The organism is Psychrobacter sp. DAB_AL32B (assembly GCF_002224105.1).
GTDB lineage: Bacteria > Pseudomonadota > Gammaproteobacteria > Pseudomonadales > Moraxellaceae > Psychrobacter.
The window spans coordinates 1-14,502 of record NZ_NEXU01000015.1 but is presented as its reverse complement, the minus strand read 5'-3'; the positions used below and the strand labels follow the sequence as shown (position 1 = coordinate 14,502).

15 protein-coding genes are annotated in these 14,502 nt (G+C 40.9%); 8 read left to right on the top strand and 7 right to left on the bottom strand.

Annotation, left to right across the window (positions count from 1 at the left end; genetic code table 11):
- Positions 1-39: 39 nt before the first annotated feature.
- Together CAN34_RS14425 and CAN34_RS14420 are read right to left on the bottom strand one after the other, a co-directional pair.
- A complete protein-coding gene (locus tag CAN34_RS14425) occupies positions 40-567 on the bottom strand; it encodes an IS630 family transposase (protein WP_254423044.1) in 528 nt (175 codons plus the stop codon).
- Positions 539-889, bottom strand: coding sequence for an IS630 transposase-related protein (locus tag CAN34_RS14420; RefSeq protein WP_089554128.1), 351 nt, complete (start codon positions 887-889; stop codon positions 539-541). The genes CAN34_RS14425 and CAN34_RS14420 overlap by 29 nt, the downstream gene beginning before the upstream one ends.
- Between CAN34_RS14420 and CAN34_RS01500 the strand changes: the two genes are divergently transcribed.
- Positions 877-1,302 carry a hypothetical protein gene (locus CAN34_RS01500; RefSeq protein ID WP_121509214.1) on the top strand — a complete coding sequence of 142 codons (426 nt, stop codon included), beginning with the start codon at positions 877-879 and terminating at the stop codon, positions 1,300-1,302. The genes CAN34_RS14420 and CAN34_RS01500 overlap by 13 nt on opposite strands.
- Before the next feature lie 124 nt (positions 1,303-1,426).
- On the opposite strand, the gene CAN34_RS01495 is transcribed toward CAN34_RS01500, so the two are convergent.
- From CAN34_RS01495 to CAN34_RS01480, 4 genes are all read right to left on the bottom strand, one after another.
- Entirely contained in the window at positions 1,427-2,239 is an 813-nt protein-coding gene (locus CAN34_RS01495; protein ID WP_089554126.1) for a MipA/OmpV family protein, read from the bottom strand.
- 101 nt (positions 2,240-2,340) lie between these two features.
- Entirely contained in the window at positions 2,341-3,366 is a 1,026-nt protein-coding gene (locus CAN34_RS01490) for a rhomboid family intramembrane serine protease (protein ID WP_089554125.1), read from the bottom strand.
- 98 nt (positions 3,367-3,464) lie between these two features.
- Complete coding sequence (locus CAN34_RS01485; protein WP_089554124.1) at positions 3,465-4,673, bottom strand: alpha-hydroxy acid oxidase; 1,209 nt, start codon at positions 4,671-4,673, stop codon at positions 3,465-3,467.
- A gap of 74 nt (positions 4,674-4,747) precedes the next feature.
- The gene (locus CAN34_RS01480; RefSeq protein ID WP_089554123.1) at positions 4,748-5,062 is read right to left on the bottom strand and encodes a glutaredoxin family protein; all 315 of its coding nucleotides are present in this window, start codon (positions 5,060-5,062) and stop codon (positions 4,748-4,750) included.
- Positions 5,063-5,331: 269 nt separating this feature from the next.
- On the opposite strand from CAN34_RS01480, the gene mtgA reads away from it, so the two are divergent.
- From mtgA to CAN34_RS01455, 6 genes are all read left to right on the top strand, one after another.
- A complete protein-coding gene (mtgA, locus tag CAN34_RS01475) occupies positions 5,332-6,018 on the top strand; it encodes a monofunctional biosynthetic peptidoglycan transglycosylase (protein WP_089554122.1) in 687 nt (228 codons plus the stop codon).
- A gap of 150 nt (positions 6,019-6,168) precedes the next feature.
- Complete coding sequence (ppk1, locus tag CAN34_RS01470) at positions 6,169-8,436, top strand: polyphosphate kinase 1 (protein ID WP_089554121.1); 2,268 nt, start codon at positions 6,169-6,171, stop codon at positions 8,434-8,436.
- Between the two features lie 323 nt (positions 8,437-8,759).
- Complete coding sequence (locus tag CAN34_RS14180) at positions 8,760-8,930, top strand: hypothetical protein (RefSeq protein WP_165767594.1); 171 nt, start codon at positions 8,760-8,762, stop codon at positions 8,928-8,930.
- 84 nt (positions 8,931-9,014) lie between these two features.
- Positions 9,015-9,266, top strand: a complete 252-nt coding sequence (locus CAN34_RS01465; protein ID WP_089554120.1) for a hypothetical protein — start codon at positions 9,015-9,017, stop codon at positions 9,264-9,266.
- Positions 9,267-9,381: 115 nt separating this feature from the next.
- A complete protein-coding gene (locus CAN34_RS01460) occupies positions 9,382-9,930 on the top strand; it encodes a hypothetical protein (RefSeq protein WP_254423043.1) in 549 nt (182 codons plus the stop codon).
- Positions 9,931-10,023: 93 nt separating this feature from the next.
- Positions 10,024-10,230, top strand: a complete 207-nt coding sequence (locus CAN34_RS01455) for a hypothetical protein (RefSeq protein WP_089554119.1) — start codon at positions 10,024-10,026, stop codon at positions 10,228-10,230.
- Positions 10,231-10,350: 120 nt separating this feature from the next.
- Here the strand turns inward: CAN34_RS01455 and CAN34_RS01450 are convergent, their stop codons facing one another.
- Complete coding sequence (locus CAN34_RS01450; RefSeq protein ID WP_089554118.1) at positions 10,351-11,118, bottom strand: tRNA-(ms[2]io[6]A)-hydroxylase; 768 nt, start codon at positions 11,116-11,118, stop codon at positions 10,351-10,353.
- Between the two features lie 802 nt (positions 11,119-11,920).
- Here CAN34_RS01450 and CAN34_RS01445 point away from each other — a divergent pair.
- Positions 11,921-14,119, top strand: coding sequence for a malate synthase G (locus CAN34_RS01445; protein WP_089554117.1), 2,199 nt, complete (start codon positions 11,921-11,923; stop codon positions 14,117-14,119).
- Positions 14,120-14,502 lie beyond the last annotated feature (383 nt).

The following is a 14,502-nucleotide window of genomic DNA, read 5'->3' as shown; positions in this document are numbered from 1 at the left end:
ATCTCAACTATTTCTTTAATGCGCACAAGAGAGTTATAGTCAGTTCAAAATAAAAGTGTTATGGCTAGGACAAATATCATAAAACAATTTAGATAAGTCATTTTGCATCCATCCTTGGCGTAGAAACTTTGCTTGTGCCCACTTCTTCTCAATGGGATTAAGATCAGGACTGTAGGGTGGTAGCCATAGAATGCGATGGCCATGTCTGTTCAGTAGCTTTTGAATACGCTTATTCTTATGAAACCTAGCATTGTCCATCACAATCACGCATTTGGTTTTAAGGCTTGGAATTAAGGTGTGTTTGCACCAGTCATAGAATATATTGCTGTTAATATTCTGTTCAAAGTAATCCAGGGCAAACAGCATCTTTTCATAGAGAGCACCGATGACATTAGTACGCTTTTTTGCTTGCCAGTTGTAGCGATCAATACAAGGTTTGCCTATCGGTGCATAGCCATAAGGACGAATGGTCTCAGCCTCAAAGCCACTCTCATCCATATAAACAATGGGATAACCTTGCTGCATTAAGCGATTAAGCTTACTCTGATACGCCGCTCTTTTTATCATGCAAGCTTTTGGATGTTCCAAGGTCTTTTTTTTGACTGATACCAAGGCGCTTTAGAGCATTAAAGATGCCCGTTTTACTACAGTTCAAACGGCGAGCTCTTTCATAGTTATAATCATCGGGATATCTTTTTACGTCTTCAAACAATGCGTCATCAGGTATTTTAGTTGGGGCTTTATTTCTCGTTGCTTTAGAGGCTAACTTCTGCTGCCAACTGTGAATGGTGCTGGTACTAAGCCCGTAAAATAGAGCAGCTTCTCGAATGGTCATGCCATCAGCGATGCTAGAAAGTACCTGTTTGCGATAGTCTGTTGAATAAGTCATTGTTTATTTCATTAAATGCAATGGTTAATAGGATTGTATCGGTTTTATTTGGATTAGACTATATATACATTAAGAGTCCAAATGCTTTACAGTATTTAGAGTGTCTCTACAGTGAGATAAAATATTTAAAGCCTTTGCAGGTGTATAAGACAGAGTTTCTTGCTCTAGATAGTAATAAAGACAATGTAGAAACATATGTTCCGATAGAGTTTTCTGAAATTAAAAGAAATCAAAAAATATTAAAGCCTTCTCAATTTATTTATGTGGCACCGCCAATATGGTCTAGGCTAATAAGATGGAAAAATAGAGGTTTTGTAATGACAAATGGTTCAGCTCATGGTTTTGTACGCGAAGCTAGAATTAATGAATTTGGGGAAAGTGGTTTTTACAAGGTACCAATATGTAAAAGCTAGTAAAAGTAGTTTTAGCAAAGTAACTATGTTGGGTTAGAAATATTTAAACATATATTTAGCTAGATTAACCACAAAAAAGCCGAGTAAAATACCCAGCTTTTTTCACATCATTCTTTCTTAAGTTCTAAAACTTATAAAGCAACCCAAGCGTCGTCGTTGAGTCAGTACGTGAGTCAACCATTGGACTGTCATATTGCTCGTTTGGCAGGTAGCTTAAGCTTTGATTAAAGAATCCTGCAAAGCGCTCATTAAAATCATAGTTGGCACTAATATTTATATAGGGATTTAGGCTTGAATTGGCAGTATAAGCTGCAATGCCTGTTTTCGTTGATTCTGTATCGCTCACGCCGTAATAATATTGATTGTAGTCGTTATCATGATACTCAAATCCAACGCTTGGATAGACCGTTAGTTTGTTTTTGGTGATTTTGGCAAGATAAGACAAGCGAGCAGTATTTCCACCACTATTATCTAAAATATCAGTCGCATATTGGACGCGAAAGGCACCAATCGGAGTACGGCGCTGATAACTTATGCCTGCAGCCGCAGAGGCTTTACGCTTATCAAGACCTTGAAGTGCGCCATTGGCATCATCAGGGTCAAACTCGCTACCAGACAGCTGAGCGTAAGCAGCTAACTGATTAGTGCCATCATTAATGATATAAGCACCAGCTTGGGCACCGCGCGCATATATTCTATTATTATCATAAAACACACCCGGTAATACCAGCACATCAGTACTATCTTCCAAGTCATAGGCTGAATTTACCGCTAGGACGTTGACGCCGACGCTTAGCTGAGCGTCTGGATCAGTCGGCAGGTTTTTATTAAATAAAGCAGCATTCGATAGGCTGGAGACACTAAATAAGGCAGTAGCCGTTAGTGCGCCAAGCAAAGTGCGCGTAGCGGAATTGGATAGCGCTGATAATTTAAACATGATTTGCTCTCATAAGTGGGTGAAACAAAGGGATGAAAATAGGAAAACGCGTAAGATTATTGGTACGCTTGTCATTTAAAAATAAAATAATTATAGGTAGGCTATATAGAGCGTTGCTCGATGGCATTGAGCACTTCTACTAATTGCTGATGAATATCTTGCCACCACCAAATAAAGCCAATACTAAGAAGTAACATCACTAGCCATGGCAGCAATTGCCAAATAAGCATAGATTTAGGCGAGGTTTTTTCTGCGCTTAGAATCGGATAATTAGGGATGATATTGATGTTTGAGTTTACACCAATATTATTATCAACATGACTCTCATTATACAAACTGGCATTATTTAAACGAGCATCATTCAAATTAGAATCGTTATTAAAACCAGTCTCGTTATTCACTGTCGTATTAATATAAGTGGTGTGGTATTCGTCTTGTTGCTCACTTTGATAATGGGGTAAATAACCGCTCTGATTGATGGCAGTATTCTGTATAACAGCTGCCATGCGCTGACGGTAAGCAATTGCGAAAGCCAGTGCAATGATGAGTCCGGTAATCGCGCCACCAATATGTCCGGCATTATCGATACCCGGTACGGCAAAACCATACACAAGGTTGATGCCCAGGATCAATATCAGGCTTTTTAAATTGAGCACCATGCCATTGACTGATATCTTAAACAGCGCAGCAATCCATAATGCTGCGCCAATGCCCATGATGCCGCCAGACGCACCCGCTGATATACCGGGTTGTCCAGTACCATCCAAAATACCCTGCCATGTGACGTAGTTATTAAGTAAGCTGCCACCGATTGCCGCCAGTAAAAATAATGCTAAAAACTTAGCAGAGCCAAACATGGGCTCGGCAATCTGTCCAAAGAAATACATGGCAAAACCATTGAACAATAAGTGCATCAAGCCAATGTGCAAAAACGCGCTACTGACCAAGCGCCACGGCTCGCTGTCCATGGTGTAGGGCAGCGCATTGGCACCCCATTTTATCAGCGCCTCAGTCGATGGATTATTGGCATCGACGCCAGTCAGCACTTGTACGATATACAGTCCGATAAAGCTGATTAATAGTAAAGTGGTGACCGGTGCGGTTTTAAACAGCTGCTGGATAGTCATAAAACGAGATATCAATCAAAGAATATAGGTAGAGTATAAAGGGTATGGATAGTATAAAGAAAGCTATCAACAAGTCTAAGCGCCTATCTTGTCTACACTTACCAGCGCATAGGAGCTACGTAAGGCAAGGCAGTTTTAAGATGCTCGTAGGTACCTTTGACTAAGATATCATCGCGCACTTCATTGATATCGGTATGACCACAAAACGCCATGCTGATATCACATTCATTATAAATCAGCTCAAGCGCTCGGCGGACACCATCTTCGCCATACGCACCAAGACCATAAAGAAAAGCGCGACCAATCATTGTGCCATTTGCCCCAAGCGCCATCGCTTTAAGTACATCCTGACCGGAGCGAATACCACTATCGAGCCAAATCTCAATCTGACTGTCCTCAGCTCGCACCGCTTGTACGATATCGGATAGAGATGAAATGGAAGAGGGCGCACCATCTAATTGGCGTCCACCATGATTGGAAACCACTAGCGCATCGGCACCGCTACGAGCTGCCAGTACGGCATCTTCTGGCTCCATAATACCTTTAATAATTAGCTTACCACCCCACATGTCTTTAATACGAGCGACATCATCCCAGCTCAGCGCAGGGTCGAACTGCTCAGCTGTCCATGCTGATAGCGATGAGATATCCTCGACGTTTTTAGCGTGACCGACGATATTACCAAAGGTGCGACGCTTGGTACCCAGCATATTCATACACCATTCCGGCTTGGTCATCAAATTTAAGATATTGGCAAGCGTTGGTTTTGGTGGCGCAGATAGACCGTTTTTGATGTCTTTATGACGTTGGCCGAGTACTTGTAAGTCGGCGGTCAAGATTAGCGCTGAACAATTGGCTTCTTTGGCACGGCGAATTAAATTGGCTATAAAGTCCATATCGCGCATCATATATAGCTGAAACCAAAACGGCGCACTGGTATGCTCTGCCACATCTTCGATAGAGCAAATACTCATAGTCGATAATGAAAACGGTACGCCAAATTTTTCTGCTGCCTGTGCCGCGAGGATTTCCCCATCAGCCCACATCATGCCAGTAAAACCTGTTGGCGCAATAGCAACCGGCATTTTTACTGGTGTGCCCAACATTTCGGTGGCAAGCGAGCGCCCTTCCATATTGACCAATACCCGCTGACGCAACTTAATACGGTCAAAGTCAGTTTCATTATTACGATAGGTGGTCTCAGTCCATGAGCCTGAGTCGACATAATCATAAAACATGCGTGGTACTTTTCGCTCGGCGACACGGCGTAAATCTTCAATTTCAGTAATTTTGCTCAAATTTTTCATGAGTTTCTCGCTATTAAATGTTTACGATGGGCATGCCAGCAGCGGTTATTGCTACTATGGGGTTATTATCCATATTAGGTCGTTAGCAGTTGCTGCAAATCCAGAACAGAAAATGGATAATTTAAACGTTTGGATGGCGTCAGTATCACGGGGATAGTAGTCGCAAATTCCATCATGAGAAGCTCATCAAAATCGGCGATATCGACATGTTGATAAATAATAGGCTGTACCGCTTGAAACTGTATGATAAGTTGCTCAGCGATGTCACATAAGTGACAGCCAGAAGTCCCAAGTAACCACCATTTATCAAGATTTATAGCAGTGCCGAGTTGAGGCTGTGCTTCAATCATACGTGCCCGTAATGCTGTTATATTATTATCATCCTGCATATTGATTCTCTTATTTAATACTTGTTGCAAAGTGCCTGTTTTCAGACTTCAATCAAAAATGTCAATATCGCTCAACCTTTATGACATGATAAAGAAGTGGGGTAAATAATGACAGCGATTGTGAGATTAGGTAAGATGAGCTGCTATTTATCATTGCTGATTCAAAATCATCGATTTATAACTATCGGTTCATAACTACTGGCTGATAGCTTTTTACTGATTGCTCCTTACTTCATCTTATTATCTTTTCAATCACTTGGATATCACGCATGGCAAGTTTTGGCAAATTTATCAAACGACTGATTTTGGCCTTCATGGTATTGGTCGTCGCATTCCATGTATTAGTCGCCGGACTACTGTTAATTTGGAAAACCCAGCCGATTAATAACAGCATGTTTATGCTGACCCATCGTTTGACGGGTGGTGATGTTAGCCAGACTTGGGTTGAATATGATCAGATTGCCAAGTCTGCCAAACAAGCGGCGATTGTGAGTGAAGACTCAACGTTTAGCCAACATGATGGGTTTGATTTTAAGGGCATTAAAGCGGCGCAAAAGAAAAATGAAGCGACTGGTAAAATGTCAGCAGGTGGCTCAACCATCACCCAACAATTGGCTAAAAACCTGTTTTTAACCTCGCATCGCTCTTATACGCGTAAAGCCGAAGAGGCTATTATCACATTGATGATTGAAACCTTGTGGGATAAGCAGCGTATCTTAACCGCTTATTTAAATGTGGCGGAGTTTGGTAATGGTGTTTATGGTGTCGAGGCAGCAGCCCAGCATTATTTTGATAAATCAGCTGCCAATCTGAACCGTGATGAATCAGCCTTACTGATCGCAATGCTGACCAATCCAAAATATTATGAAGACAATCAAGGCGACAAACGCCTGCGTAATAAACAACGTATCATTAAAAAACGCATGAAAAATGCCGTATTGCCACAATCTGCTTAGATGGCTAATTGAATGTAATCAAATGGCAGTAGATTTGAGGCGTAGCAGTCAATTTTATAAAAAATAACAATGATAAGGTAGAAGAGACGTTTAGTATAAAGACAAATATAAAAGATGATGGCATATCGATAATGATAAAGGAGTAATAACGTGGCAGAGATGAATAGTAAGCACAATACGAGTCATAAGATTAATGACATTATTGAGACCAATCATGACGTCCATGATATCAATACAGAGAGCGGCACAAACAGTGCTGTGAAAATAAACAATCTTCTTATCGATAGTAGCCCTAACTTAACTAAGGTTGAGTGGCAACGCTCGGAGGATGGTAGCTATTCACCTAGCAGTTATATCAATCGCGACTTGTCTTTATTGCAGTTTCATCTGCGCGTCTTAGCACAAGCGGCAGATCCCCGCCATCCTTTACTTGAGCGTCTATTCTTTTTGATGATTTTTTCATCGAATCTAGATGAGTTTTTTGAGATTCGCGTTGCAGGCATCATGCAAAAACTAAATCTAGGCGACGTATCAACCAGCGTTCACGGTATGCGCCCCAGTGAAATTCTTAATGAAATATCAGCGGTGACCCATGATGCCATCGATGAGCAATACCGTATTTTGAATGAAGATATTTTGCCAGCCCTAGCGCTTGAAGACATTCGTTATTTAAAACGTGATGAGCTTAATGCCGAGCAATCAGCATGGATGAAGCGTTATTTTATTGAGCAAGTATCCCCAGTATTGACCCCAATTAGCATCGATCCGGCGCATCCATTTCCGCGTCTGGTGAATAAAAGCTTAAACTTTATCGCCACTTTAGACGGTAAAGATGCCTTTGGTCGCGATATTAATCTGGCTATCGTCCCTGCACCGCGTAGTTTGCCGCGTGTGATTCGCCTACCTGATGAGCTGACTGGTGGCAAAGAGCATCATATTATGCTGTCGGCAGTGATTCATGAGCACGTTGGTGAGCTGTTCCCGGGAGTCAACGTTACCGGTTGTCATCAATTTAGGCTTACACGTAATGCTGATTTAGACTTGGCAGATGATGTTGAAGATATCGCCAAGGCACTGGAAGGCGAACTTGAAAACCGCCGCTTTGGTGACAAGGTACGCCTTGAGGTCACTACAGAATGTCCGACGCCTATTAGTGATTATCTACTCGATGAGTTTGATCTACATGATAATCAGCTTTACCGGGTTAATGGTCCAGTGAACTTAACGCGACTGCTATTTGATTTTAATATTCCAGCGCTGCGCTATAAGCCGTTTACTCATATCGTTCCTAAGCCCTTTCGCCGTGATTTTGATAAGCTTGATAAAACCACCAGTATGTTCGCCGCCATGCGTAAAGGCGATGTCCTAGTTCATCATCCTTTTCATGCCTTTTCACCAGTAGTAAATCTACTATGGCAAGCTGCCAACGACCCAAAAGTTTTGGCTATCAAGCAAACACTATATCGCTCAGGGACCAATTCAGAGATTGTTCAAGCGCTTGCAGCTGCCGCTCGGAATGGCAAAGAAGTCACTGCCGTCATCGAGTTACGTGCGCGCTTTGATGAGGCTTCAAACATCGCAGTGGCCAATTATCTGCAAGAAGCGGGCGCGGTCGTGGTATACGGTATTGTCGGTTATAAGACCCATGCCAAGCTCATGCTCATCGTGCGTCGTGAGAATGATAAAATCCGCCGTTACGTACATCTAGGTACCGGTAACTATCATGCAGCCAATGCCAAGGTTTATACTGACTATGGGTTATTCAGTGCTGATCCTGATATCTCTGAAGACGTTCATAAGATTTTCAATGAGCTTACTGGTATGGGTAAACCTGCTAACCTTAAAAAGCTCTTACATGCGCCATTTACTTTGCATGATAAATTGATGGGCTTTATTGATGACGAAATTGCTCATGCCAAAGCTGGCAAGCGCGCCCATATTATTATAAAAGTGAACGCCTTAACCGAACGTCGTCTGATTGACAAGTTATATGACGCCTCACAAGCGGGGGTCAAAATCGAGCTGATTTTACGCTCGATGTGCTGTCTACGTCCGCAAGTAAAAGGTCTGTCTGAAAACATCACGGTGCGCTCGGTCATCGGTCGCTTTTTGGAGCACACCCGCATTTACTATTTTTATAATGATGGTAATGAGCGTCTGTATTGCGGCAGTGCCGACTGGATGGATCGTAATTTATTCCATCGCGTAGAGGTTGCGTTTCCAATTGAAGATAAAAAACTGTCTAAGCAGATTTATCAAGATGGCTTATTAAATTATCTTCAAGACAACACGCAAGCGTGGACGCTCAGCGGTGATGGTGTTTGGAAACAGAATGAGCCAGCAGCAGGTGAGCTGCCACATATTGCCCAAGAGCATTTGTTAAAAATGATTAATGGAGTGGGTGAGCTGTCTAGCTAACTTGGTTAATACTCTCTCAGTGACCTATTAATCACATCAAAATGTTCAATTAAAATAAAAGCCAAGCGTAGATGCACTCTACGCTTGGTTTTTTTATGCTGATAGATGCAGCCAATAAGTTACAAACCGTCTTGTAACCTCACACTTATTCACATATTGATACCGCAGTACACTGGTGAGATACCGAAACTTCTACTTATAATCAAAGTCAGCCTTATCGTTGCTGGGTAAATATAAGCATAATAAGTTAGGGACGGCTGATAAGCACTGAACATATAAGTACTAAGCAACCATTAATAAATGATACAAATAGGAACGTCATCATGAGTAATACTAATAACGATACCTCAGATATTAAAAAAGCAGCAGAGCAAGCGGATAGTCAGAAAGTTGAGAAAAACTTAGAAAATAAAAAACAAGTCGATGTGCCAGCAGAATTGAGCGAAGAAGAACAAACTTCTTTTATTGATGATGACTTGCGTACAGATAAATAGTAATTGTTTTGGCTAACGGCCATAATCATTTGAGTTACTTACTATTTAAATAAATACAAGACTACCAAACGTGAGGAAAAGGCCATGTCAAATAATACCCATCCAAATAATGAAGAACCCGTATTTATTGATGATCCAGCAGCATTAGAGCCGGATAATACCAGAGACAGTTATGAGGGACGCAAGCACGATCCAGAAATCGATGGACCGCAGCAAGAATCGCAGGAAACCGATGAAATTTATTCTGATCCGCGCAAGGAAGAGAATTTACCCGATGGCGGCAAAAATGTCGGCGATCTGAATGCTTATGACCTCAGCCAAAAAGGTAATGAATAGCTTTCAATATGAGTGAACGCTCTATCTTAGATAGTCGATAGCCATCTGATGGCTAACAAAAAAACAAGAAAGATAAGTTAAAAATATAACAAGTTAAAAAAATAAGGATATCACTATGCAAAACAAAGACATGCAAACCAAAGATCCTCAATTAACTAAATCTCGTATTGATGGTACTGGCATTGATAATGACGATACTCATGCTAGCAGTCATGATACGATTGCCAACAATATTGCAGATCCTGACGATATACCTAAAGGTACAGAGACGTTTCAAGAAACAGTGATTGGCACAAGATATGTCAGTGATGATGTAGACCATGGTAAACATACGCATGAAGACATTCATCACAATAATTATAACGTGATGTCTACTGATGATGACATTGAAAATCACACCACTACCAATAAAGGCACTGATACCTTTCAAGAGAGCATTGTAAATCAAGAGAGAGTGGTAAATTCAGAGCATGTTAATACTGGTGATAATGCCGCGCGTCAGCCAGATCGCCGTGACCAAGAAGGCAGTGCGTTTGATGAAGGTATCAATGAGCATACTACTGTTAGCGACGCTTCTAAAAGCGCAGCTATAAACGATTTGAACCGCTATGCAAACGTCGATAATGCTCAAACACGTGTATTAAATCCTGATGAAAAAGATTAATAGTTTTTGAATGGTCAGTTGATAAAAGTCATTTATTAAATACTTAAGAAATAATAAGTTCTAAGCATTAAGTATCGAGCATAAGGAATCGCTATGAATACGCCAGATGATGAAGCAGTAGACGACAAGAAAAATTATAAGCTCAAAGACGCAGACGATAACGATGGTATTGTTCCCGATGATGCACTGCAGAAAGTCAATCCAGCCGCCGCAGAAGAATTAACACCTGACCATGATCCGCATCACGTAGCAAAAGATCATAAACAGTATGATAGTGCATTAATGATAGATGATAAATAACCACTGTCATAAAAACGAATCTTGAATGACTAGGCTTGGATAAAAAAGTGCTGCAAACAGCTATGCTAAATAGATTGTTTGCAGCACTTTTTTATTTTATCTAAGACAAAATCTAATAGATTATGTGAGGCAGGGGGTGCCACTATGGAAGCGTAGCTCAATATCTGGGCTAACTATCAATTCTGCTTCCACCTCTTTAAATAATGCGACCCGCTCATCGATGTTTTCATCCGATAAAGATTGTGCCAATGCCAAATAGTCTTCGAAATGGCGACTTTCTGACTTTAGTAAATAGCGATAGTATTTTGCCAAACGCTCATCATCGATGACCTCAGCAAGCGCAGCAAAGCGTTCGCAAGAGCGTGCCTCAATAAATGCGCCTATTATCAACACATCTATCATCGCTGCTGGCTCATAGGTACGCTTATGTTTGAGCATACCTTTAGCATAACGGCCAGCACTCAGATATTTCCACTCTTGCCCGCGCTCATGCATAATGCCGAGCACTTGCTCGTAATGCAGCATCTCCTCACGTATCAACTGTGCCAATTTACGCTGCAAATCATAAGAAAATTCATAGCGAAATATTAAATTCATCGCCGTACCAGCGGCCTTTTTTTCGCAATTAGCATGATCTTGAATAATTAATGGCAAGTCAATAATGGCTGCATTTACCCAGGCTTGCGCGGTGCGCGCACCCAAAAAATTATAAATAGGGGATAGGTCTACCTTTAAAGGGGGCCGTAGTTGTCCGATATCGACGCTGTCTTCTTTGGCATTGTCTTCTCTAGCATTGTCTTCTTGCGTTTCGTTTTCTTCAAAGATGTCTTCTTTAATATTAGCTATTGGCGACTGCATTATTGAAGTGTTTTTCGAATTTATGGTCATAGTTTAATTAGGCTTTATTTGCGAGTGAATGTTTAAAGTGATATTTAAACTAAAGAATAAGACATATAAGCGCTTCAATGTAAAAACAATATTAGCAACACGTGCTACGAGTCTATCTTCTTTAGATTGAGCTGACTCTACAATAAGAGTAAATAAGCGTGCGACGCTGTCATATTACGCCTCTATTTTAAGCGTTTAGCGATATTAAATTAATGACACACCATAAGCTGAGTATATTCAAACCTTCTTACACATCTTGGCATGATAGATAACCATTACGTATAAATTAGTACTGTAATGATTACTTACAGTTTATACTTACCTTTAGGCCAGCATGCTTAGATTGAGAATTTATGGCTTCCAGCTCATATGGCTTATAGGGTATCATTTATATACAGCCTAAGTATTTACTTACTGAATGAGCTTTTCTTGTTTATTTCATTATTTGATAGTAGGATGATATTTTGCTTTTGGGATATTTTGTCTTACTATTGATGGTCAGTTAATAGTGGATGGCTAGCATTATATCAACTATCAATGCCGCCTCAAAATTTAAGGTTTATAAGTAATCTTTGCTTAAAACCAGTCTAGATACTATCTGATAGTAAAATGTTAAATAAATGACTAATAACAGCTAAAGGCATAACAGCCAATGTAATGTACTAATAGATTCGCTTGAATTGTCTTTTAAGATCCAGTATTTATTACTTTGCATGCCTGCTTTACATACCCGTTTACATGGCTACTGTGTTTTTTGGCAGCCCAGCATCAACAAACCTCACCAATAGATAAGGATAACAATATGAGCCAGTCTTCTAACGCCAATCGTATTCAGAAAGGCATTCTTGCTATCGATCAGCAGATGTTCGATTTTATTGAAAATGAAGTGCTGCCGAAAGTCGGTGTTGATTCAGACAGTTATTGGTCAGGTTTTGAAAAGGTCGTCAAAGAATTTACCCCGCGTAATAAAGCGCTGCTTGCGACCCGTGACAAACTCCAAGCGCAAATTGACCAGTGGCACCTGCAACACCCTGCCAACAATGGCAATATTGATTACCCAGCTTATAAAGCATTTTTGCAAGAAATTGGCTATTTATTACCAGAAGGTGATGATTTCAAAGTAAGTACAGAAAATGTCGATGATGAAATTGCAAAGATTGCCGGACCGCAGTTGGTCGTACCTGTACGTAACGCTCGCTATGCATTAAACGCGACCAACGCCCGCTGGGGCAGCTTGTACGATGCTTTATATGGCACAGACGTGATCAGTGATGAAAATGGTCAAGAAGCAAAAGGTGGCTATAACCCAACGCGTGGCGCAGCTGTCGTCGCTTACGCCAAAAAATTCTTAGATGAAAACTTTGCGTTAGCATCAGGCTCGTACAATGATGTGACTGGCTTTAAAGTGGTCGATGGTAAGCTTGAAGTTACTCAAGGCGATAGCAGCACGCAACTAAAAGATTCAGCTCAGTTTGCAGGTTTCGTTGGTGACGCCGAAAGCCCAACGGGTATACTGTTAAAGAACAATAACTTGCATGCTGAGATTCAAATCGATGGCAATCATCCCGTTGGTAAAGATGACCCAGCAAGTATTAAAGACGTTTTATTAGAATCAGCGATTACTGCTATTCAAGATTGTGAAGATTCGATTGCTGCTGTCGATGCGGAAGAAAAAGTCGAAGTCTATCGTAACTGGTTTGGTTTGATGAATGGCGACTTGCAAGAGACCTTTGAAAAAGGCGGTAAAACCCGTACGCGTAAACAAAACCCAGACCGTGAATACACTACCCCAGATGGCGGTACGCTAATCTTACCAGGTCGTTCGCTATTACTAATTCGTAACGTCGGTCATCTGATGCAAAACCCTGCAATCTTAGTCGATTTGGGTAACGGTCAAGAAGAAATATTCGAAGGTTTAATGGATGGCTTGATTACGCCGCTATTGTCTTTAAATGACCTTAACAGTAAAACTGAGCTATCGAACTCACGTAAAGGTTCGATGTATATCGTTAAGCCAAAAATGCACAGTCCTGAAGAAGTCAAGATGGCGAATGACTTGTTTAATGCCTCAGAAGATTTATTGGGCTTAAAACGTAATACCCTAAAAATCGGTATTATGGATGAAGAGCGTCGCATGACGGTCAATCTAAAAGAAGCGATTCGCCAAGCGAAAGAGCGCGTTATCTTTATTAATACTGGCTTCTTGGATCGTACAGGCGATGAGATGCACACCAGCATGAACGCCGGACCATTTGTGCGTAAAGGTGATATGAAGTCACAAGTATGGCAGCCAGCTTACGAGCAATGGAACGTTGATATCGGTCTTGAGACTGGTCTACAAGGTCACGCTCAGATTGGTAAAGGCATGTGGGCGAAGCCTGACGAGATGAAAGAGATGATGGATACCAAAGCTGCCCATCCACAAGCAGGCGCTAGTACCGCATGGGTACCATCACCAACAGGGGCGACCTTGCACAGCATGCATTATCATCAAGTCAATGTCGCTGAGGTGCAAAACAGCCTAAAATCACGTGAGCGTGCAAGCTTAGACGATATCTTGACCATTCCATTGGCAAAAGATACCAATTGGACAGATGAAGAGAAGCAGCAAGAGCTTGATAATAATGCTCAAGGTATTTTAGGTTATGTCGTACGCTGGGTAAACCAAGGTGTTGGTTGTTCTAAAGTACCTGATATCAATGATGTTGGCTTGATGGAAGACCGTGCAACTTTACGTATCTCAAGTCAACATATTGCCAACTGGTTACATCATGATGTAGTGAGCGAACAGCAAGTGATGGATACTATGAAGCGTATGGCAAAAGTCGTCGATGAGCAAAATGCGGGTGATGATAGCTATCAGCCAATGGCTAATGACTTCGATAACTCTTATGCCTTTAAAGCCGCCTGTGACTTGGTGTTTAAAGGTCGCGAACAACCAAATGGTTACACTGAGCCATTACTACATCAAGCACGCCTTAATTTAAAAGCGCACGGTTAAATCAATGTACTAAATATTATTGACTATAAATAATACTGGTACGGTTATTTTTGTTAGAGCTGCTTATTAATAAATAAGTAGCCCTTTATCTATAGCGTTTCTAATAAGTCTATCAAAGAATTTTATGTTCTTATTACTGATATTTATAGTATCCACCCTTATTTGCCTTTGGTAAGTAGGGGTGTTTTTTTTATCTATACTTAAAGATAGGTTAAATATCATATTAGCTGTAGGTTTCAGCTATTTATGTTATTAAATCCTAAAAAATATGTTGCAAATTATGTCAAAGTTGTTATGCTTGTAGCTTAAGTATGATTTTGGTTAAGGATGTTCCGCAATCACGTGAAAAAGAACACAGTTTATATGGCAGTTATTTTTTATTT

Coding starts and splice junctions, on each gene's coding strand:
- CAN34_RS14180 (WP_165767594.1), top strand. CDS start 8,760: ATGAGTAATACTAATAACGATACCTCAGATATTAAAAAAGCAGCAGAG.
- CAN34_RS01485 (WP_089554124.1), bottom strand. CDS start 4,673: ATGAAAAATTTGAGCAAAATTACTGAAATTGAAGATTTACGCCGTGTC.
- CAN34_RS01480 (WP_089554123.1), bottom strand. CDS start 5,062: ATGCAGGATGATAATAATATAACAGCATTACGGGCACGTATGATTGAA.
- CAN34_RS01460 (WP_254423043.1), top strand. CDS start 9,382: ATGCAAAACAAAGACATGCAAACCAAAGATCCTCAATTAACTAAATCT.
- CAN34_RS01490 (WP_089554125.1), bottom strand. CDS start 3,366: ATGACTATCCAGCAGCTGTTTAAAACCGCACCGGTCACCACTTTACTA.
- CAN34_RS01455 (WP_089554119.1), top strand. CDS start 10,024: ATGAATACGCCAGATGATGAAGCAGTAGACGACAAGAAAAATTATAAG.
- CAN34_RS14425 (WP_254423044.1), bottom strand. CDS start 567: ATGATAAAAAGAGCGGCGTATCAGAGTAAGCTTAATCGCTTAATGCAG.
- CAN34_RS01465 (WP_089554120.1), top strand. CDS start 9,015: ATGTCAAATAATACCCATCCAAATAATGAAGAACCCGTATTTATTGAT.
- CAN34_RS14420 (WP_089554128.1), bottom strand. CDS start 889: ATGACTTATTCAACAGACTATCGCAAACAGGTACTTTCTAGCATCGCT.
- CAN34_RS01445 (WP_089554117.1), top strand. CDS start 11,921: ATGAGCCAGTCTTCTAACGCCAATCGTATTCAGAAAGGCATTCTTGCT.
- CAN34_RS01495 (WP_089554126.1), bottom strand. CDS start 2,239: ATGTTTAAATTATCAGCGCTATCCAATTCCGCTACGCGCACTTTGCTT.
- mtgA (WP_089554122.1), top strand. CDS start 5,332: ATGGCAAGTTTTGGCAAATTTATCAAACGACTGATTTTGGCCTTCATG.
- CAN34_RS01450 (WP_089554118.1), bottom strand. CDS start 11,118: ATGACCATAAATTCGAAAAACACTTCAATAATGCAGTCGCCAATAGCT.